Origin of the sequence: Bordetella sp. FB-8 (genome assembly GCF_000382185.1) — a bacterium.
Taxonomy (GTDB): Bacteria; Pseudomonadota; Gammaproteobacteria; order Burkholderiales; family Burkholderiaceae_B; genus Bordetella.
The window spans coordinates 1,163,611-1,181,422 of sequence record NZ_KB907784.1 but is presented as its reverse complement, the minus strand read 5'-3'; the positions used below and the strand labels follow the sequence as shown (position 1 = coordinate 1,181,422).

16 protein-coding genes are annotated in these 17,812 nt (G+C 65.0%); 10 read left to right on the top strand and 6 right to left on the bottom strand.

The annotated features are described in order from the left end of the window. The first annotated feature begins 106 nt into the window (after nucleotides 1–106). From H143_RS0105565 to H143_RS0105520, 9 genes are all read left to right on the top strand, one after another. Complete coding sequence (locus H143_RS0105565) at nucleotides 107–1,231, top strand: ABC transporter permease (protein WP_019937248.1); 1,125 nt, start codon at nucleotides 107–109, stop codon at nucleotides 1,229–1,231. After that, on the top strand, nucleotides 1,231–2,040 hold the full coding sequence (locus H143_RS0105560) for an ABC transporter ATP-binding protein (RefSeq protein ID WP_019937247.1): 810 nt from the start codon (nucleotides 1,231–1,233) through the stop codon (nucleotides 2,038–2,040). The genes H143_RS0105565 and H143_RS0105560 overlap by 1 nt, the downstream gene beginning before the upstream one ends. After that, nucleotides 2,027–2,938, top strand: coding sequence for an MlaD family protein (locus H143_RS0105555; protein WP_026349763.1), 912 nt, complete (start codon nucleotides 2,027–2,029; stop codon nucleotides 2,936–2,938). The genes H143_RS0105560 and H143_RS0105555 overlap by 14 nt, the downstream gene beginning before the upstream one ends. After that, nucleotides 2,935–3,537, top strand: coding sequence for an ABC-type transport auxiliary lipoprotein family protein (locus H143_RS0105550; protein ID WP_019937245.1), 603 nt, complete (start codon nucleotides 2,935–2,937; stop codon nucleotides 3,535–3,537). Before H143_RS0105555 ends, H143_RS0105550 begins: the two co-directional genes overlap by 4 nt. A 41-nt stretch (nucleotides 3,538–3,578) precedes the next feature. After that, on the top strand, nucleotides 3,579–4,235 hold the full coding sequence (locus H143_RS0105545) for an alpha/beta hydrolase (RefSeq protein ID WP_019937244.1): 657 nt from the start codon (nucleotides 3,579–3,581) through the stop codon (nucleotides 4,233–4,235). 209 nt (nucleotides 4,236–4,444) lie between these two features. Next, entirely contained in the window at nucleotides 4,445–5,728 is a 1,284-nt protein-coding gene (locus H143_RS0105540) for a D-alanyl-D-alanine carboxypeptidase family protein (RefSeq protein ID WP_026349761.1), read from the top strand. 104 nt (nucleotides 5,729–5,832) lie between these two features. Then, nucleotides 5,833–6,702: a D-amino acid aminotransferase gene (locus H143_RS0105530; protein WP_019937241.1), complete on the top strand. Its 870-nt coding sequence runs from the start codon at nucleotides 5,833–5,835 to the stop codon at nucleotides 6,700–6,702. A gap of 23 nt (nucleotides 6,703–6,725) precedes the next feature. Beyond that, nucleotides 6,726–6,998 carry a DUF493 family protein gene (locus tag H143_RS0105525; RefSeq protein ID WP_019937240.1) on the top strand — a complete coding sequence of 91 codons (273 nt, stop codon included), beginning with the start codon at nucleotides 6,726–6,728 and terminating at the stop codon, nucleotides 6,996–6,998. Between the two features lie 58 nt (nucleotides 6,999–7,056). Then, complete coding sequence (locus H143_RS0105520) at nucleotides 7,057–8,064, top strand: aldo/keto reductase (protein WP_019937239.1); 1,008 nt, start codon at nucleotides 7,057–7,059, stop codon at nucleotides 8,062–8,064. Between the two features lie 75 nt (nucleotides 8,065–8,139). On the opposite strand, the gene H143_RS20020 is transcribed toward H143_RS0105520, so the two are convergent. The 6 genes from H143_RS20020 to H143_RS0105490 all read right to left on the bottom strand — a co-directional run bounded on the left by H143_RS20020 (nucleotide 8,140) and on the right by H143_RS0105490 (nucleotide 16,765). Further along, nucleotides 8,140–10,245, bottom strand: a complete 2,106-nt coding sequence (locus H143_RS20020; RefSeq protein WP_019937238.1) for an EAL domain-containing protein — start codon at nucleotides 10,243–10,245, stop codon at nucleotides 8,140–8,142. 375 nt (nucleotides 10,246–10,620) lie between these two features. After that, nucleotides 10,621–11,955 carry an ATP-dependent protease ATPase subunit HslU gene (gene hslU / locus H143_RS0105510; RefSeq protein WP_019937237.1) on the bottom strand — a complete coding sequence of 445 codons (1,335 nt, stop codon included), beginning with the start codon at nucleotides 11,953–11,955 and terminating at the stop codon, nucleotides 10,621–10,623. Nucleotides 11,956–12,139: 184 nt separating this feature from the next. Next, nucleotides 12,140–12,673 (bottom strand): ATP-dependent protease subunit HslV, encoded by a 534-nt coding sequence (hslV, locus tag H143_RS0105505; protein WP_019937236.1) that lies wholly within the window; start codon nucleotides 12,671–12,673, stop codon nucleotides 12,140–12,142. Between the two features lie 53 nt (nucleotides 12,674–12,726). After that, nucleotides 12,727–13,671: a 3-hydroxyacyl-CoA dehydrogenase NAD-binding domain-containing protein gene (locus H143_RS0105500; protein WP_019937235.1), complete on the bottom strand. Its 945-nt coding sequence runs from the start codon at nucleotides 13,669–13,671 to the stop codon at nucleotides 12,727–12,729. Between the two features lie 189 nt (nucleotides 13,672–13,860). Beyond that, on the bottom strand, nucleotides 13,861–15,420 hold the full coding sequence (locus H143_RS0105495) for a sulfatase-like hydrolase/transferase (RefSeq protein ID WP_019937234.1): 1,560 nt from the start codon (nucleotides 15,418–15,420) through the stop codon (nucleotides 13,861–13,863). Nucleotides 15,421–15,472: 52 nt separating this feature from the next. After that, complete coding sequence (locus tag H143_RS0105490; protein WP_019937233.1) at nucleotides 15,473–16,765, bottom strand: MFS transporter; 1,293 nt, start codon at nucleotides 16,763–16,765, stop codon at nucleotides 15,473–15,475. A gap of 94 nt (nucleotides 16,766–16,859) precedes the next feature. Between H143_RS0105490 and H143_RS0105485 the strand changes: the two genes are divergently transcribed. Beyond that, entirely contained in the window at nucleotides 16,860–17,810 is a 951-nt protein-coding gene (locus tag H143_RS0105485; protein WP_019937232.1) for a LysR family transcriptional regulator, read from the top strand. Nucleotides 17,811–17,812: the final 2 nt, after the last annotated feature.

Here is a 17,812-nt window from a genome sequence, read left to right as displayed (position 1 = left end):
ACCTGACCGATCGATGCCCCAGGGGAAATATCGGCCGGGCGATTGGGTCCCGTATATCATTGGTGCGTCCCGCCTTTCAGCATCCTTTCGCTGTTGTCGATCATCCATGCCCAGCGCTTCGATCCCCCCAGTGCAGCCCGTACGCCGCGACGGCGGCGTGTGTTATCTGGCGGGAGACTGGACGGCGGTGGCCCTGGCCGAGGCGGGGGCCGTGACCTACCGGCGGCAGGAATTGCCGCCCGTGGGGCAGGACATGGATTGGGACCTGCTGGGCGTGACGCGGCTCGATACCGTGGGCGCGCACCTGATCTGGCATGCCTGGGGCGGCAAGCTGCCCACGCGGGCGCACCTGTCCGACAGGCAGCGCCTGGTGTTCCAGGTGCTGGCCGATCATGCCGGGCAGGCATTCGCCGCGCCGCGCCAGCGGGTCGACCGACTGGAATGGTTGCGCAAGATCGGCGACATGTGGGGCAACGCGGCCGAGAACGGCCGGGCCATGCTCGTGTTGTTTGGCCAACTGGTGCTGGATTTCCTGGGGCTGCTGGCCCGGCGCTGGCGGGTGCCCTGGAAGCCGATTTCCGCGCAGGTCTATCACACCGGCGCGCAGGCCCTGGGCATTACGGCCCTGGTGGGTTTTCTGATCGGCGTGGTGCTGTCGTATCTGTCGGCGCAGCAATTGCGCGTGTTCGGAGCGGACCGCTTCATTGTGCAGCTGCTGGGCGTGTCCATCGTGCGCGAGCTGGGGCCGGTGCTGGCGGCCATCCTGGTGGCGGGGCGTTCGGGATCGGCCATCACGGCCGAGATCGGGGTGATGCGCGTGACGCAGGAACTCGACGCCATGCAGGTGATGGGCATTTCGCACAGCCGCCGCCTGATTCTGCCGCGCGCCGTGGCGCTGACTATTTCCATGCCGCTGCTGGTGCTCTGGACGGATGCTCTGGCCCTGCTGGGCGGCGCGCTGGCGGCCAAGGCGCAGCTCAATCTTTCGGTGATGTGGTTCCTGCGCGCCTTGCCCGATGCGATCTCGATGACGAACTACGGCATAGGCCTGCTCAAGGGCGCCACGTTCGGCGCGCTGATCGCGTTGATTTCCTGCCACTTCGGCCTGCGCATCAAGGCCAATACCGAGAGCCTGGGGCAGGGCACGACGACGTCGGTGGTGACCTCGATCACCGCTGTGATCCTGGTGGACGCGATGTATGCGATTCTATTTAGTTCGGTGGGGCTGTGATGGGCGATGCCACAGACGATCCCGTGATTTCGGTGCGCGGCCTGCGCACGGCGTTCGGCGAGCATGTCGTGCACGACAATCTGGATCTGAGCGTGCGGCAAGGCGAGATTCTGTCCATCGTCGGCGGCTCGGGCTCGGGCAAGACCACGCTGCTGCGCGCCATCATCGGGCTGGACCGGCCCGCGGCCGGCGTGGTGCGGGTGCTCGGACACGACCTTTACGAGATGAAGCAGGTGGAATTCCGGCGCCTGTCGCGGCGCTGGGGCATGCTGTTTCAGGCGGGGGCGCTGTTCTCGGCGCTGTCGGTGTTCGACAATGTGGCTCAGCCCCTGCGCGAGCTGCGCGCGTTTCCGGAGGACCTCATCGCCGAGGTTGTAATGTGCCGCCTGGCCATGGTGGGATTGACTGAGCAGGACGCGGGCAAGCCGCCTTCGGATCTGTCCGGCGGCATGGTCAAGCGCGTGGCCCTGGCGCGCGCTCTGGCCCTGGACCCGAGCCTGCTGTTCCTGGATGAGCCCACGTCGGGCCTGGACCCGCAGCGCTCGGACGAGTTCGTGGCGCTGGTGCGCGCCTTGCATCGCGAGCTGGACTTTACGGTGGTGATGATCACGCACGATCTGGACACGCTGGTCGATCTGTCCTCTCGTGTGGCGGTACTGGCCGACAAGCGCGTGATCGCATGCGACGTGTTGCAGCGGGTGGTGCGGGTGGATCATCCCTTCATCAGGGAATTTTTCCTGGGCGAGCGCGGCCGCCGCGCCCTGGGTGCGCTGTTATCTGAAGAGAAGGTGGGGCATGGAGAATCGTAGTTATGCCTTGATGGCGGGCATATTCACACTCGCCCTGATCGTTGCGGCCGTGATCGTGGCGATCTGGCTGGAGCACGACAAGAAGGCCGTGGTGGTCTACGACATCGTTTCGGCGCATTCGGTGGGCGGCTTGTCGGTGCAGTCGTCCGTGCGGTTCCAGGGTGTGCCGGTGGGACACGTGGAGTCGATGACGCTGGACCAGGAGCGGCCGGGCCGCGTGCTCATCCGCATTGCCGTCAAGCCCACCACGCCCATCACCGACCGGACTTGGGCCGAGCTCGACATGCAGGGCATCACAGGCCTGGGCGTGGTCGCGCTGCATGACCCGGGTACGTCCACGCACCGCCTGCAGACATCGGCCGCGCACCCGGCGCGGATTCCCCTGCAGCCGGGCCTGCTCGAGCGGATCGAGGAAAAAGGCAGTGGACTGCTGGACGACCTCGACCAGGCGGCCGGCCAGGTCAAGCGGCTACTTTCGCCGCAGAACATGCAGGCCGTCTCGGCGACGCTACAGAATGCGGAGCAGGTCTCCGCGCAGATCAAGGCGGCAAGCGCCAGCCTGGGGCCGCTCGTCAAGAGCCTGGACGCCGCGGCGATGCAGACGAGCGATGCCGCGCGCCGGGCCAGTGCCGCGCTGGCCCGGCTTGCCGCGCCCGATGGGGTGCTGGCCTCGGCCACGCAAAGCCTGCGCCAGATCAGCCTGGCCGCGGCGCGCTTGAACACGCAAACCCTGCCCGATGTCAGCGACATGGCCGGCCAGGTGGGCGAGACGGCGCGCGGCGCCTCGTCCATTCTGCGCCGTGTGGGCGATACGCCGCAATCGCTGTTGTTCGGCCTGCCGCCGGCGCAGCCGGGGCCGGGCGAGGCTGGGTTTGCCGGGTTTGGAGAAAAGCGATGAGGCCTTCGATGCAGAGCCGCGTGAAATGGATGGGCGTCTTGTGTCTTGCGCTGGCCCTGGCCGGCTGCAGCCTGGGCAGGGTGGGGCCGGCGCCCGTGCTCTACGACCTGGGGGCCGGGGAAGGCCCGGCACCCGCGGGGGCGCAGGCGCACAAGCCGGTTGCGCTGATTTTCGATGCTGCGCCCACGCTGGGCGATACGGGCATGATCTGGCGCGTGGCCCATGGCGACCGTCCCAGGCTCTACGCCCGGTCGCGCTGGTCCGTGCCGCCGCCGGATCTGGTCAGGCTGCGCCTGACTGAACGCCTGGCGCGCCTGGGGCCGGTTCTACCCGACAACGCGGTCGGCCTGCCCCGATTGCAGGTGACGCTGACGCGTTTCGAGCAGGTGTTCTCGTCCGACGGCGCCACGAGTGCCGGACAAGTGGCTTTGCAGGCGGTGCTGCTGCGGGCCGATGGCCAGGTGATCGCGCAAAAGCGGGTGCGCTGCTCGGCCGCCGCCGCAACCCAGGATGCCGGCGGCGGAGCGCGCGCGCTCCGCCAGGCCACCGACGCGGCGGCCGATGAACTGGCGGCCTGGCTGGGCGGCGCGCTGCACTGAGACCGGCCGCATGGGCCAGGACTGAAGAAGAACGGATCGATATGGCAATACATACTGAAATCGTCGGTTTCGAAGGCGCGGCGGGGCGCATCGACTGCGCGCTCGATTGGCCCGAGGGCGCGCCGCGCGGCTGGGCGCTGGTGCTGCATCCGCACTCGCTGCAAGGCGGCGCGCGCGACAACAAGGTGGTGACGACCATCGCCCGGGCCTGCCTGCAGCATGGACTGGTGGCTGTGCGGCCGGACTTTCGCGGCGTGGGCGCCTCGGAAGGCGCGTTCGACAAATCGATAGGCGAGACCCAGGACATGCGGGCGCTGGTGGCGCAGTTTCGCGCGCGCCATCCCACGCTGGCCGCCCAGCCCTGGGTGCTGGGCGGGTTTTCCTTCGGCACCTCTGTTGCGGCTGGCCTGCATGCCGGGCTGGCGGCCGCGGGCGATGCGCGCCTGCCCGTGGCGCTGATACTGGCCGGCGCCGCCGTGCAGCGCTTTCAGCCGGCGGACATCCCGGCGCCGGCGCACACGTTCATGGTGCATGGCGAACGGGATGAAGTCGTGCCTTGCGCCGAAACCATGGACTGGGCGCGCGCGCGCAGCCTACCCGTAGTCGTCATTCCCGATGCGTCGCACTTCTTTCACGGCAAGCTGCTCATCCTGCGGCAACTGGTGCTGGATAAGTTGACGGTTGCCTTAGCAGCTTGACCCCTGGCCGATTGTTGTCGTGCGCTGGCGATAGGGCCGGGCAATCCGAAGCGTTGTCATCACACGCAACAAATACATTGCATTTCTTGCAAAATGGGGTGCGTCCATGCCGTCGTCGCCGTAAAGCGGCTGCCTATAATTGCACGCTATTGCCCGCCGTACGCGCGCTTGTCTTCGCTTGTCTTTTTACGTACTGGATGTTGTCGCTGATGAAGAAGCTATCCCCGTCTTATGCCCGTCTTGCCGTAGCGAGCCTGTTGATGCCGGCGGCGATCCTTGCCGTGGGCGTGCCCGCAGCCTGTGCGGCCGACGCGACGCCTGCCGCTTCCTCCGCCACCGCCGCGTCTACGCGCATCGCGGGGCTTTCCTCCTCCTCGTTTGCGTTCGTCGACCCCAAGGCGCTGGACGTGAGCAGCCTTTCCGTGGTGCCCGCGCCCTCGCTCGACGCCAAGGCGTGGATCGCGGTCGACATCACCAGCGGCCAGATACTGACCGAGTCCAATGCCGACATGCAGGTCCCGCCTGCGTCGTTGACCAAACTCATGACCTTCTACCTGGCCGCCGACGCGGTCGATGAGGGCCGCCTGCCGCTCGACCAGCAGGTGACGGTGTCCGAGAAGGCCTGGCGCACGGGCGGCTCGCGCATGTTCATCCAGCCGCGCCTGCCGGTCACGGTCGATCAGCTCCTGCAGGGCCTGATCGTCGATTCGGGCAACGACTCCGCGGTGGCCCTGGCCCAGGCCGTGGCCGGCAGCACCGACGCCTTCGTCACCTTGATGAACCAACAAGCCCAGAAATTGGGCATGCGCAATACGCATTTCGACAACGTCGACGGCCTGCCTGATCCGCAGCACATGACCACCGCGCGCGATCTGGCCATCGTGGCCGCGCACATCATCAACGACCACCCGACGCTGTTCCACTACTTCAAGCAAAAAGAATTCACCTACAACAACATCAAGCAGCCCAACCGCAACAGCCTGCTGTGGGCCGACTCGTCGGTGGACGGCATGAAGACCGGTTTTACCGACGCGGCCGGCTATTGCATGATCGCCACCGCGCTGCGCGGCGACCGCCGTATCCTGACGGTGGTGCTGGGCACGCCCAGCGCCACGGCGCGTTCGCAGGACAGCCTGCAGCTGCTGAACTGGGGCTTCCAGAATTTCGACGACGTCAGGCTGTACGGCCAGAGCCAGCCGGGCATGGACGTGCGTGTCTGGGAGGGCCAGTCCGAAAAGGTGCGCCTGGGGCCGCCCAAGCCGGTGTGGCTGACCGTGCCGCGCGGCAAGACCGGCGACATCAAGCCCGTGGCGCATTATCCTGATCCGCTGCTGGCGCCGCTGGCCAAGGGCCAGAAGGTGGGCACGCTCGATCTCACGCTGGACGGCAAGGTCGTGCGGACCGAGCCGCTGGTGGCGCAGACCGCGGTCGGGCGCGCCGGATTCATCGGTCGTATGATCGACTCGATCAAGCGGCATTTCGCCAGCAAATAAGCGGTGGTGGCCGGCGCGGCATCGCGCCGGGCCGGCCGCGTTCGCGCATCGCGATGCTCGCCGCCGGTCGGCGAGTTTTTCTTTTCCATTCTGCAGGAACGTGCATGATCATCCCCGGCATGGCGAGCGACAGCCAGGTCTATCTGAACGGCGAATTCATGCCGATCGGCCAGGCCAGGATCTCGGTGCTCGACCGCGGCTTCATCTTCGGCGACGGCATCTATGAGGTGGTGCCCGTCTACGACGGCAAGCCGTTTCGCATCGAACATCACCTCGATCGCCTGGAGCGCAGCCTGGCGGCCATCCGCATCGCCAACCCGCGCGATCGCGCCGGCTGGACGGCCCTGATCGGGCAGCTCATCGCGCGCGCGCCGGCGCCCACCTGTCTGGTGTACCTGCAAGTGACGCGCGGCGTGGCCAAGCGGGACCACGGCTTTCCCAAGGAGCCGGTCACGCCGACGGTGTTCGGCATGGTCAATACCTTGGTGCTGCCGACCCAGGCCCAGCGCGAGCAGGGCCTGTCCGTCATCACCTTGCCGGACGAGCGCTGGCTGCATTGCGAGATCAAGTCGATTTCGCTGCTGGGCAATGTGCTGGCCAAGCAGGCCGCGACGGACGCCGGCGTCGACGACGTGGTGATGTTCCGCGACGGCTATCTGAGCGAGGGTTCGGCATGCAATGCCTGGGTGGTGATCGGCGGCACCTTGTTGGCGCCACCCAAGAACAACCTGATCCTGGAGGGCATACGCTATGGCCTGATGGGCGAACTGGCCGAGCAGGCCGGCGTGCCTTTCGAGGCGCGCAAGCTGTCCCGGGACGAGGTGCTGGCCGCCGCGGAAATCATGCTGACTTCGGCCGCCAAGGAAGTGCTGCCCGTGGTCCGCATCGACGGCAAGCCGGTGGGTTCGGGCAAGCCGGGGCCGGTGTATGCCGCGCTGCGCGAGCGCTATGATGCGCTTGTCGCGGCGCTTTGAAATACCGCTAAAAGGGAGCAAACATGCAGATCCCGCCAGAAGAATCGCTGATCGAGTATCCCAGCGACTTTCCCATCAAGGTCATGGGCAGGCACCATCCCGATCTCGCGCAGACGCTTACCGAGATCGTGCTGCAGTTCGACCCGCAATTCGATCCGGCCACCGTCGAAATGCGCCCGAGCAAGGGCGGCAACTACCTGGGGCTGACCTTCACGGTCCGCGCCACCTCGCGCGAACAACTCGACGCGCTCTACCGCGCCCTGCACGGGCATCACATGGTGTCGGTGGTGCTTTAGCGTCAGCCGTCCGATGTAGACTTGACCCGTCGCGTTTCAAGCATAGAGGAGTCAGGTCATGCAATATCGTCGTCTGGGCAAGAGCAATCTGGACGTATCCCGGCTGTGCCTGGGGACCATGATGTTCGGCGAGCAGTCGCCTTTCGAGGCGGCCGCCGACATCGTGGCCTGCGCGCGCGAGCACGGCATCAATTTCATCGATACGGCTGACGTTTACAACGGCGGCCGGTCCGAAGAAGTCGTGGGCAAGCTCATTGCCCAGGACCGCGACGACTGGGTGCTGGCAAGCAAGATCGGCAACGCGCTCGACAAGGGCCGGAATCACGGGCGCTATTCGCGCAAGTGGCTGGTACAGGGCGTGGAGCAGAGCCTCGGGCGCCTGGGCACCGACTATATGGACATTCTTTATCTGCACCGCGACTATCACGCCGAGAACCTGGAGGAGACGGTGTTGGCGCTGGGCGAGCTGATCCGCGCGGGCAAGCTGCGCTATTTCGGCGTGTCCAACTTCCGCGGTTGGCGCATCGCCGAGATGGTGAGCCTGTGCGAGAAGCTGGGCGTGCCCAAGCCCGTGGTGTGCCAGCCTTACTACAACATGCTCAACCGGATGCCGGAAGTGGAAATCCTGCCGGCCTGCGCGCATTTTGGCCTGGGCGTGGTGCCTTACAGCCCGATCGCGCGCGGCGTGCTTACGGGCAAGTACGCGCCGGGGCAGGCGCCGGCGGCCGACACGCGCGCCGGGCGCGGCGACAAGCGCATCATGGATACGGAGTTCCGCGAGGAATCGCTCAAGATCGCCCAGGAACTGGTGGCCTACTGCGCAGGCCAGGGCATCAAGCCGGGGCACTTCGCCACGGCCTGGGTGCTGGCCAACCCTATCGTCACCAGCGTCATCGCCGGGCCGCGCACGCTGGCGCAGATGCTGGACTATTACGGCGCGCTGGATGTGGCGGTCAACGCCCAGCAAGAAGCCATGGTCGACGATTGGGTGACGCCGGGGCATGCGTCGGCGCATGGGTACAACGATCCGAACTACCCGTTCTTCGGTCGGCCCGCCGCTGCCTAAGGCTCGGCCCCGCAGCGCCGCGGCCCATTGCGGGGTTCGCATTTCGAGTAATGCCGGCTTTTGCGAACCGCGGGTTCAAAGGCCCGGAAATGCCAGGCCGGTTTGCAGCAGGTCCGGACTGATCCGATCCTGCCATTGGCCGCACCATTGCTCGAACTTGTCTGCCGTCATGGGGGGCGCAACGCCGTAGCCTTGTACATTCGAGCAGCCCATATCCACCAGCATCCGGGCCTGCTCCTTCGTTTCCACGCCTTCGGCGATCACTTCCCGCCGAAACGCCTGCGCCAAGCCCAATATGGCGCGCACCAGAAAGAGGTCGTGTTGGTTGTCGGCCATGCCGGCCACGAAACTTTGATCGATTTTGATGGTTTCGGCCGGCAGCTCTTTCAGATAGAGCAGTGAAGAATAGCCGGTTCCGAAATCATCCAGCGAAAAGCCGATGCCCATGTTGGCGCAAGTCTGCATGATCGTCGAGACCACGTGCAAGTCGAGAAATTTCTGGGTTTCGATGATTTCTATCTCCAGCAACTTGCGGCCGGCCAACAGGTCTCGGTAGGGCCGGGTCAGTTCCCGCAGACGCGATGCAAAGGTGGGAGAAAGAAAATGGTGAGGCGCGATATTGACGCTGATGCACAGCGCGTGCCCCAGCGCGAACCACTTTTCAATTTGCACGAGTGCGCGCTGGATTACGTAGTCGCCCACTTCATCGATGATGGGCATATCTTCGATCAAAGGGATGAAGTCGCCCGGGTAGATGACCTGGCCATCCGGGGTGCGCCACCGGATCAGCGCCTCGGCGCCATAAATTTTTCCGGTGACGATATCGACTTTAGGTTGGTACTCCAGAAACAGTTCCTGATTTTCCAATGCGCGTGAGACGCCCTTGATCAGTTCGTAGCGTTGTTTGGCTTTTTTATCCTGTTCCGGATCAAAAAACTGCATACGATCGCGCCCCGATTGCTTGGCCTCGTACATGGCCAGATCGGCGTGCCGTACCAGCACGTCGGGGTCGGATGCGTCGCGCGGGAAAACGGTAATGCCGACACTTGCGCTCAGGGTAATGAGACGGTCTCTGATTCGCATCGGCTCTTTGCAAATCTGAAGAACGCGGTGCAGCGCACCGAGATATTCCTCCTGTGCGTCGCGCGATTCGATGAGAAGCACGAACTCGTCTCCTCCGACGCGCGCCACGGTGTCGCTGTCACGCAGCACGGATGCCATACGCCGCCCCACCGTCGCCAAGACTTCGTCGCCGACGGCATGACCATAGTGGTCGTTGATGTCTTTGAATCCATCCAGGTCGAGGTAGGCCACCGCCACTTCGGATTGCTCTTTTTCGGCCCTGAGCAGGCTGCGCTCCAGGCGTTCGGCCAGCAAGAGCCGATTCGGCAGGTCCGTGAGCGAATCGAAGTGCGCCATGCGCTCCATCAGTTCTTGTTGTTCGCGTAGGCCGGTGATGTCCGCGAAGACGGCGATATGGCGTCCAGGCAGGTGGTCCTGCTCTTGCACGCGGCTGATGTTTATCAACACGGCCAGCGCTTCGCCGGTCTTTTTCCGGCTCCAGATTTCGCCTTGGCAATACCCGGTTGCCTTCAGCTCGCCCAGCATCTTGAGCTGGATTTCCGGTGCCTGGCGGCTGGAGCGAAAGATCGCGGGCGTCTTTCCTATTACGTCTTCCAGGCCATAGCCCGTGATTTGCGTGAATGCCTTGTTCACATGAATGAAGCGCCCATCGGCGTCCGCCACGATGATCGCCTCGGTGGCAAAATTGAATACCGTCTCGGACAGGCGCATCTGGTCTTCGAGGGTTCGCCGAAGGGTAATGTCCCGCACGATTTTCGAGGCGGCGATGATGATGCCGGACTCGTCCCGTATGGGCGATACGGTAACGGATACCGGGAAGGTGCTGCCGTCCTTGCGCAGGCGCACGGTTTCGAAATGTTCGACCCGTTTGCCCGCCGCGATCTGCGCGATGATGTGGTCTTCTTCATCGCGCAGTTGCGCGGGGAAAAGCCTTTTCACCGATTGCCCGATCATTTCCTCGGCGGTGTAGCCGAACATTTTCTCCGCGGCGGGATTCCAGCTGGTGATAATGCCGCCCAGCGTCTTGGACACGATCGCATCGTTGCTGCTTTCGATCAGCGAGCGCAGAAACTCCGAGGACACGCGAGTGGGATGCATGGTTTCAATGGCGCATGGTTGCTCGCTTTCTAGCCGCTGTTTTGTTCTGGGGGCACGAGGCTTTGAAGGCGGATGGATTTAAGCGCGGAAGGGTTCCCGGCCGCAAAGCATGCCGCCAGGATAGCGCGGTGGCGATGAATTTTTACTAAATAATTGAAAAACCAACCGCCAATCCAGCAGAGCGACACCGATTCTGACCAAGCCTGGCCCAGATTCCCCCGTTACGCTGTTTTTTCTAACCCTTCGGCCCAAAACGCCAGGGTTGCCTTAATCTCGCGCTCCCGGCGCGGACAACGCTGTTCTCGCTTCTGATGCAGGCCGCTGCCGTGCGGCAGCGGCCTGCATGCTTGCCGAAGACGATCGGCGCCCTTGAACTCAGAGCACGTAGCGCGCCAGGTCCTGGTTGGCCGCCGCGTCGGCCAGCTGCGCGTCGACATAGGCCGCGTCGATCTTCACGGTCTTGCCGCCGTGCGCGCCGGCATCGAAGGACAGTTCATCCAGCAGCTTTTCCATCACGGTGTACAGCCTGCGGGCGCCGATGTTTTCGGTGCGCTCGTTGACCGAGAAGGCCAGTTCGGCCAGCCGCTCGATGCCCTCGTCGGTGAATTCGAGGTGCACGTCTTCGGTGTCCAGCAGCGCCGAGTACTGCTTGATGAGCGAGGCATCGGTGTCGGACAGGATGCTCACGAAATCCTTGGCGGTGAGCGATTCGAGTTCGACGCGGATGGGAAAGCGTCCCTGCAGTTCGGGGATGAGATCGGACGGGCGCGACAGATGGAAGGCGCCCGAGGCGATGAACAGGATGTGGTCGGTGCGCACCATGCCGTAGCGCGTGTTGACCGTGGTGCCCTCGACCAGCGGCAGCAGGTCGCGCTGCACGCCCTGACGCGAGACGTCGGCGCCGCCGGTTTCCTGGCGCGCGGCGATTTTGTCGATCTCGTCCAGAAAGACGATGCCGTTTTGCTCCACATTGACGACGGCGGCGGTCTTGATGTCGTCTTCGTTGATGCGCTTGCCGGCTTCTTCGTCGATGATGAGCTTGAAGGCGTCCTTGATCTTGACCTTCTTGGGCTTGGTCTTGTCGCGCGCCAGGCCGGCGAACATGCCGCGCAGTTGCTCGGCCATTTCCTCCATGCCGGGAGGCGACATGACGTCCAGCTGCGGCACGGGCTGGGCGATGTCGATCTCGATTTCGGTGTCGTCCAGCTGGCCTTCGCGCAGGCGTTTGCGGAAAGTCTGGCGCGTGGGGCTTTCGCTATTGCGCTCGGGTTCGCCCGCGGCGTTGCGCGAGGGCGGCACGAGCACGTCCAGGATGCGGTCTTCGGCGGCGTCCTCGGCGTGGCTGCGCACGCGGCGCATTTCCTGTTCGCGGGACTGCTTGACCGCGAACTCGGTGAGGTCGCGGATGATGGTGTCGACATCGCGGCCGACGTAGCCGACCTCGGTGAATTTGGTGGCCTCGATCTTGATGAAGGGCGCGTTGGCCAGTTTGGCCAGGCGGCGCGCGATCTCGGTCTTGCCCACGCCGGTGGGGCCGATCATCAGGATGTTCTTGGGGTGGATTTCATGGCGCAGGGGTTCGGCGACCTGCTGGCGGCGCCAGCGGTTGCGCAGCGCCACGGCGACGGCACGCTTGGCGTTGTGCTGGCCGATGATGTATTTGTCGAGTTCGGAGACGATTTCTCCGGGGGTCATGGTGGAGGCGGACATGTCGTTTGCGTTCCGGGGTGTATGGGTTCTTGAGCTGCCCAGGGCTTGGGCCGCCGTCGTTAGCTGCGTTCTTTAGACGCCGAGGCTGCCCTGCGCAATTCCGATGCTCGGGGGCTAGAAGGCCCCTGTGCTTCGGATTGCTCCGGGGTCCTCGGCTTGCTGCATCGTGGGGGGCGAAGCGTTCTTACAGCGTCTCGACGAGGTGATTCTGGTTGGTGTATATGCACAGGTCGCCGGCGATTTCCAGCGACTTCTTGACGATTTCCGCGGGCGCCATCTCGGTGTTGTGCAGCAGGGCCAGGGCGGCCGATTGGGCGTAGGCGCCGCCCGAGCCGATGGCGGCCAGGCCGTGCTCGGGTTCGAGCACGTCGCCGGTGCCGGTGAGGACCAGGGTGTGCTCGGCGTCGGCCACGATGAGCATGGCTTCCAGGCGGCGCAGGACGCGGTCGGTGCGCCAGTCGCGCGTGAGTTCGACGGCGGCGCGCATCAGGTTGCCCTGGTGTTTTTCGAGTTTGGCCTCGAAGCGCTCCTGCAGGGTGAAGGCGTCGGCGGTGGCGCCGGCAAAGCCGGCCAGGATCTTGTCGTGGTAGAGACGGCGGATCTTGCGGGCCGTGGCCTTGATGACGATATTGCCCAGGGTGACCTGGCCGTCTCCGCCCAGGGCGACCTGATCGCCGCGGCGCACGCAGATAATGGTGGTGGCGTGAAACTGTTCCATGCTTGGCTCCCTTTGAGGGGATTAAGTAGGGGCTGCCGATCGGATTTCAAGGCTCAGGGCAGGTTGCGCGCCTGGGCCTTGGCGTTGATCAGGTCGACCAGCAGGGCATCGCGCTCCTGCAGCATTGCCTCGGTATCGAGTCCGGCCATCTCGGCGTTGGTGCTGTCCACCAGGGTTTTCTTGACCTCGCCGGTCAATTCGGTCTGGCCCTGCTCGGCCCAGATTCTTTCGATCAGGGGGCCGATATGGTCCAGGAAGTGCCGCAGGCCGCCTTCGCCGCCACCCAGCTCGCCCAGCAGCATCGGCCCCATCAGGGCCCATCGCAGTCCGGGGCCGTGGGCGATGGCCGCATCGACCTCGGACGCCGTCACGACGCCCGATGCCACCAAATGGTAGGCCTCGCGCCAGAGCGCGGCCTGCAGGCGGTTCGAGACGTGGCCGGTCAGTTCGCGGCGCACGCGTATGGTGATCTTGCCCAGCGACTTGTAGAACGACTCGGCACGATCGAGCGCCGCAGGATCCGTGGCCGCGCCGCCGACGACCTCGACCAGGGGGACGATGTGCGGCGGGTTGAAGGGGTGGCCGACCAGGATGCGCCCGGGATGATGGCAGCCCTGCTGCAGCTGGCTCGGGCGCAAGCCCGAGGTGCTGGATGCGAGGATCACGTCGGGCGCCGCCAGGGCATCCATTTTGACGTAGGCCTCCCGCTTGATATCCGCGCGCTCGGGACCTGACTCCTGGATGAAATCCGCTTGTAAGACGCAGTCTTCGAGGGAGTCCGCGAAGACTGGTTCGGGGGGGGCGGTCTCCGCGGTTGCCCCCAGCCGGTTCAGGGCCGGCCATGCCTTGCCGATGAAATCGCGCAGCCGTGCCTGGGCGCCCGGGGCGGGGTCGGTGGCGACGACGCGAAAACCGCGGGCGAGAAAGAAAGCAGCCCAGCTCGCGCCGATCAGTCCGGTTCCCACCACGCCCACTGTCTTGATTTCGCGATATGTCATATTGGAGCAAGAATACTCTTTCAGCACCGCCGCCGGCGTTTTCGGCGTGCACCAGACCAGGCCCTGATCGGCCAGATGCTGCTCGATGCAGGCCGCTCGCGCGCTGGCTCGATTCGGCCCATGCCGACGGGCTGTTCGGCAGGATATGGGCGGCGGTGGACGGCTGAGCTGCGCGCGCCCGGGGCGGGGTCACCACACACCGTAAAAGACGCCCGCCTTCTTGTATTGATGTGTGCCGCGTTCGACGTCCTGGTTCGATACGGTGGTGCGCCGGCGCTGGCGGCAGAACCATTCGAGCAAGCGCGCGCGCATGGCTTCGCGCACGCTCTCAAAGACCGGGTCGGCGCCCAGGTCGAAGAATTCATCGGGGTCGTTCGTCAGGTCGAACAATTGCGCGGCATCGCCCTGCCAGTGTATGTACTTCCATTGGGCCGTGCGCACCATCCAGCCGCGGCAGGCGTCGGGCCGGCGTCCGAGCAGCAGGCGCGCTTCGCGGTAGCTGTAATCGAGTTCGGAAAACACCGCGTCGCGCCATGGGCCGGCCGCGCCGCGCGTGAGCGCCAGTAGCGAGCGTCCCTCCAGGCGATGTTCGGCAAGCGGCAAGCCGAGTCCGTCGAGGATGGTCGGCACGGTATCGATGGCCTCGATGAGTGCGTCGCTGGCCGTATTGCGCGACCCGTCCGCCTCGGGCGACGGGTCGTAGACGATGTAAGGCACGCGCTGCACAGTGTCGTAGAACAGTTCTTTTTCGCCGAGCCAGTGATCGCCGAGAAAGTCGCCATGGTCTGCCGTGAAGATGATGAGCGTGTCCTGCCAGCGGCCCAGTTTCTCGAGCGCTTCCCAAAGTCGGCCCATGTGGTGGTCGACCTGGGCGATCAGCCCCTGATAGACGGGGCGGACCGTGCGGATCACCTCGTCGCGCATGAAGTTGCGGCATTCTTCCTGCTGGTGATAAGCGGCCGTGACGGGATGCGGCGCTTCGCGCTCGACCGCGTGCCGTCGAACCGGCAGGCATTGATCGAAGGTATATCGGTTGTGATAAGGCGCCGGCGCCATGTAAGGCCAGTGCGGCTTGACCAGCGACAGATGCAATACCCACGGCTCGTCGTTCTGCTTTTCGATGAAACGTATCGCCTGGTCGGCCGTATACGCCGTTTCGGAATCCGCCTCGCGTACGCGGGCAGGCAGGTGGGCGTTGCGCATGTGCCAACCGCTGACGATCTTGCCGTGCTCGTCCTGGGCCGATATGACGAAGTCGGTCCACGGGTCTTCGCTGTGATAGCCCTGCTGGCGCAGGTAGTTCGCATAGCCGCCATGCGGTTCGGCGTGATGGCCGTCGTAGCGATCGACCAGGGCGAAATGGCCTTCGCGCAGCAGCGCTCCCAATTCGCTGTCGCCATCGAGCCGCAGGCGCTCCAGGCCCTTGTGGTCGGGCATCATGTGCGTCTTGCCGACGAGCGCGAGACGCCGTTGCGCGTCTTTCAGATATTCGCCGAGCGTGATTTCGCCGGCCGCGAGCGGCACCCGATTCCAGGTCGCGCCGTGGCTCGATACGTATCGCCCCGTGTAGAACGACATGCGCGACGGGCCGCATACGCCCGATTGCACGAAAGCGCGGTCCAAGCGCATGCCGCGCTGCGCCAGCCTGTCGATGTTCGGCGTTGCCAGATAAGGGTGGCCGTAACAGGCAAGGTGATCGGCGCGAAGCTGATCGCACATGATGAAGAGGACGTTGCGGATCGAGGACATGGCGACAGCGGTGGTGGACTCTAGGCGGGTGGGCCGGGGCGCGCTGGGGGTGTCAGGCGGTGGGCGTTTCGAGGGATGCCCGGCCGAGGCCTTCGCGCATCGGCCACAATGCAATGAGGCCGATGACCATCGCCGCCGTCACGAAATAGGCGGGCATCATGCGGTCGCCAGTCAGGTCGATGAGCCAGGTCACCAGAAATGGCGAGAAGCCGCCGAACAGCGTCGTCGCGACGTTGTACGAGATGGATAGTCCGGTCGCGCGGACCTGGGTCGGGAACAGCTCTGCCAGCGCGGTCGAGGCCGGGCCGAGCGCTGCGGCCATCAGCACCGCGAAAACGATTTCGGCGCCCAGCAGCCGCTCCAGGCTGGGGGCGGCGACCAACCAGGCGAACAGCGGATAGACCGTCAGCACATAGAGGGCCATGGATATGCCGAGTACCGGCTTGCGGCCGACGTGGTCGGACAGCAGACCGAACAGCGGCGTCAGCAACATGCGCAGCAAGCCTGTGACGATGAGCACCGTGAATGGCACCGAGACCGGCAGCTTGAGCTGGTGCACGGCATAGACGGGCAGATAGACGTTGAGCACATACTGCGCCACGGTGCTTGCGATGACCAAACCGAAGGCGATCCACAGGGCCGCCTGGTGCTCGCGCCAGACCTGCGCGAGCGTGGCGCCCGCCGAACGCGGTGCCTTGTCTTGCGCGCGCACATAGGCCGGCGCCTCGTCGAGCCGGGTGCGAATGTAGAAGCCCACCGGGCCGATCAGCATGCCGAACAGGAAGGGGATACGCCAGCCCCAGCTGTCGAGCGTGCCCCTGGACAGGTAGCGCGTGACGAGCGCTCCCATCAAGGCTGCCGTCACTGCCGCGAGGAACTGGCCGAAGTTCTGCCAGCTGCCGTAGAAGCCGCGCCGGCGCGCGGGCGCGTATTCGATGAGCATCGAGGTCGAGCTGCCGAATTCGCCGCCGGCCGAGAACCCTTGCAGCAGGCGCGCAAGCACGACGATGACGGGCGCGGCGATGCCTAGGGCCGAATAGTCCGGCGTGAACGCCATCGCGGCCGACGAGATTGTCATCATCAGGATCACCAGCGACAGCGCGGCCTTGCGTCCGTGTCTGTCGGCGTAGATGCCCAGCAGGATGCCGCCGATCGGGCGCATGAGAAACGCGCTGCCGAAGGTGGCTGTGGTCAGCAGCATTGCGACGGCCGGACTCGTTTCCGGGAAAAAGCGCCGGGCGATGATCACCGAAAGAAAGCCGAAGACGATGAAGTCGTACCATTCGAACGCGTTGCCGATGATGGCGGAAATAATGGCGCGGCGCTGTGCGGTGGCGAGAGTCATTGGAAGTCTCCTTCAATTTTGTTTGCACAGATTCTGGAGTTTTGCTTTTTCAGCGTCCAATGAGATATTCAGAGCAACGTATTACTTTTTTCTCATGACTTCCATGTTTGACATCGATCGCTATTTTGCCCGCCAGATGAAACTGCGCCACCTGCATCTGCTCGTGGCGCTCGCCGACCTGCGCACGGTGGGCAAGGTGGCCGCCGAGTTGTGCGTCACCCAGCCGGCCGTGTCGAAAATGGTCGCCGAGATAGAGAAGGGCGTGGGTGTGGCGCTGTTCGAGCGCGATGGTCGCCGCATTCGGCCTACGCCCTACGGCGACTGCCTGATCCGCCACGCGCGCGAGCTGCTCGCGCATGCCCAGCGCGCCAGCACGGAATTGCAGGCCATAGCGGACGGTACGGGAGGGCGCCTCGATGTGGGCGTGTTGTCGGTCGCAGCGCCCGTGCTGGTCCCGCGCGCGATCGCCCTGTTCAAGCAGTATCTGCCCGCAGTGACGGTAGGCCTGTACGAGGGCACGCTCGATACGCTGATTCCCGAACTGCGCGCCGGGCGTCTGGACCTGATCGTCGGGCGGATGCCGCTCGGGCCGCTCGATCCGGATCTGATGCACCAGCCGCTGCTGGACGACCCGGTCGTCATCGTGGCCGCGGGCAGCCATCCGCTGGCGCAGCGCAGGCGCGTCAAATGGAAGGAACTCGAAGGCCATGCCTGGATCGTGCCGACGGCAAGCGCGCCCATGTACCGGCGCTTGCTTTCGGTGCTGGCTTCGCACGGCGTGCGCACGCCGGCCAATACGGTCGAGTCGGTCGTCATCGCGGCCAATGTCGCGCTATTGCAGTCGTGCGCCATGCTGGGCCTGCTGCCCAGATCGCTCGCTCAGCACTACGAAGAGGCCGGCGCCTTGCGCATCCTCCCCCTGACGCTGGGTGGCATCATGGGTTCGGTCTGCATGACCTGGCTGCGGGTGGGCGAGGACACGCCTGCGGCGACGCTGCTGCGCACCTGCCTGGACGAGGCGGCCAGGGGAATACAGGCCGGCTGACC

Bases quoted from the DNA above. Each gene is read 5' to 3' on its own strand.
- H143_RS0105550 (WP_019937245.1), top strand. From the start codon at position 2,935: ATGAGGCCTTCGATGCAGAGCCGCGTGAAATGGATGGGCGTCTTGTGT.
- H143_RS20020 (WP_019937238.1), bottom strand. From the start codon at position 10,245: ATGCATCCCACTCGCGTGTCCTCGGAGTTTCTGCGCTCGCTGATCGAA.
- H143_RS0105555 (WP_026349763.1), top strand. From the start codon at position 2,027: ATGGAGAATCGTAGTTATGCCTTGATGGCGGGCATATTCACACTCGCC.
- H143_RS0105540 (WP_026349761.1), top strand. From the start codon at position 4,445: ATGAAGAAGCTATCCCCGTCTTATGCCCGTCTTGCCGTAGCGAGCCTG.
- H143_RS0105525 (WP_019937240.1), top strand. From the start codon at position 6,726: ATGCAGATCCCGCCAGAAGAATCGCTGATCGAGTATCCCAGCGACTTT.
- H143_RS0105500 (WP_019937235.1), bottom strand. From the start codon at position 13,671: ATGACATATCGCGAAATCAAGACAGTGGGCGTGGTGGGAACCGGACTG.
- H143_RS0105545 (WP_019937244.1), top strand. From the start codon at position 3,579: ATGGCAATACATACTGAAATCGTCGGTTTCGAAGGCGCGGCGGGGCGC.
- H143_RS0105495 (WP_019937234.1), bottom strand. From the start codon at position 15,420: ATGTCCTCGATCCGCAACGTCCTCTTCATCATGTGCGATCAGCTTCGC.
- hslU (WP_019937237.1), bottom strand. From the start codon at position 11,955: ATGTCCGCCTCCACCATGACCCCCGGAGAAATCGTCTCCGAACTCGAC.
- H143_RS0105565 (WP_019937248.1), top strand. From the start codon at position 107: ATGCCCAGCGCTTCGATCCCCCCAGTGCAGCCCGTACGCCGCGACGGC.
- H143_RS0105485 (WP_019937232.1), top strand. From the start codon at position 16,860: ATGACTTCCATGTTTGACATCGATCGCTATTTTGCCCGCCAGATGAAA.
- hslV (WP_019937236.1), bottom strand. From the start codon at position 12,673: ATGGAACAGTTTCACGCCACCACCATTATCTGCGTGCGCCGCGGCGAT.
- H143_RS0105560 (WP_019937247.1), top strand. From the start codon at position 1,231: ATGGGCGATGCCACAGACGATCCCGTGATTTCGGTGCGCGGCCTGCGC.
- H143_RS0105520 (WP_019937239.1), top strand. From the start codon at position 7,057: ATGCAATATCGTCGTCTGGGCAAGAGCAATCTGGACGTATCCCGGCTG.
- H143_RS0105530 (WP_019937241.1), top strand. From the start codon at position 5,833: ATGATCATCCCCGGCATGGCGAGCGACAGCCAGGTCTATCTGAACGGC.
- H143_RS0105490 (WP_019937233.1), bottom strand. From the start codon at position 16,765: ATGACTCTCGCCACCGCACAGCGCCGCGCCATTATTTCCGCCATCATC.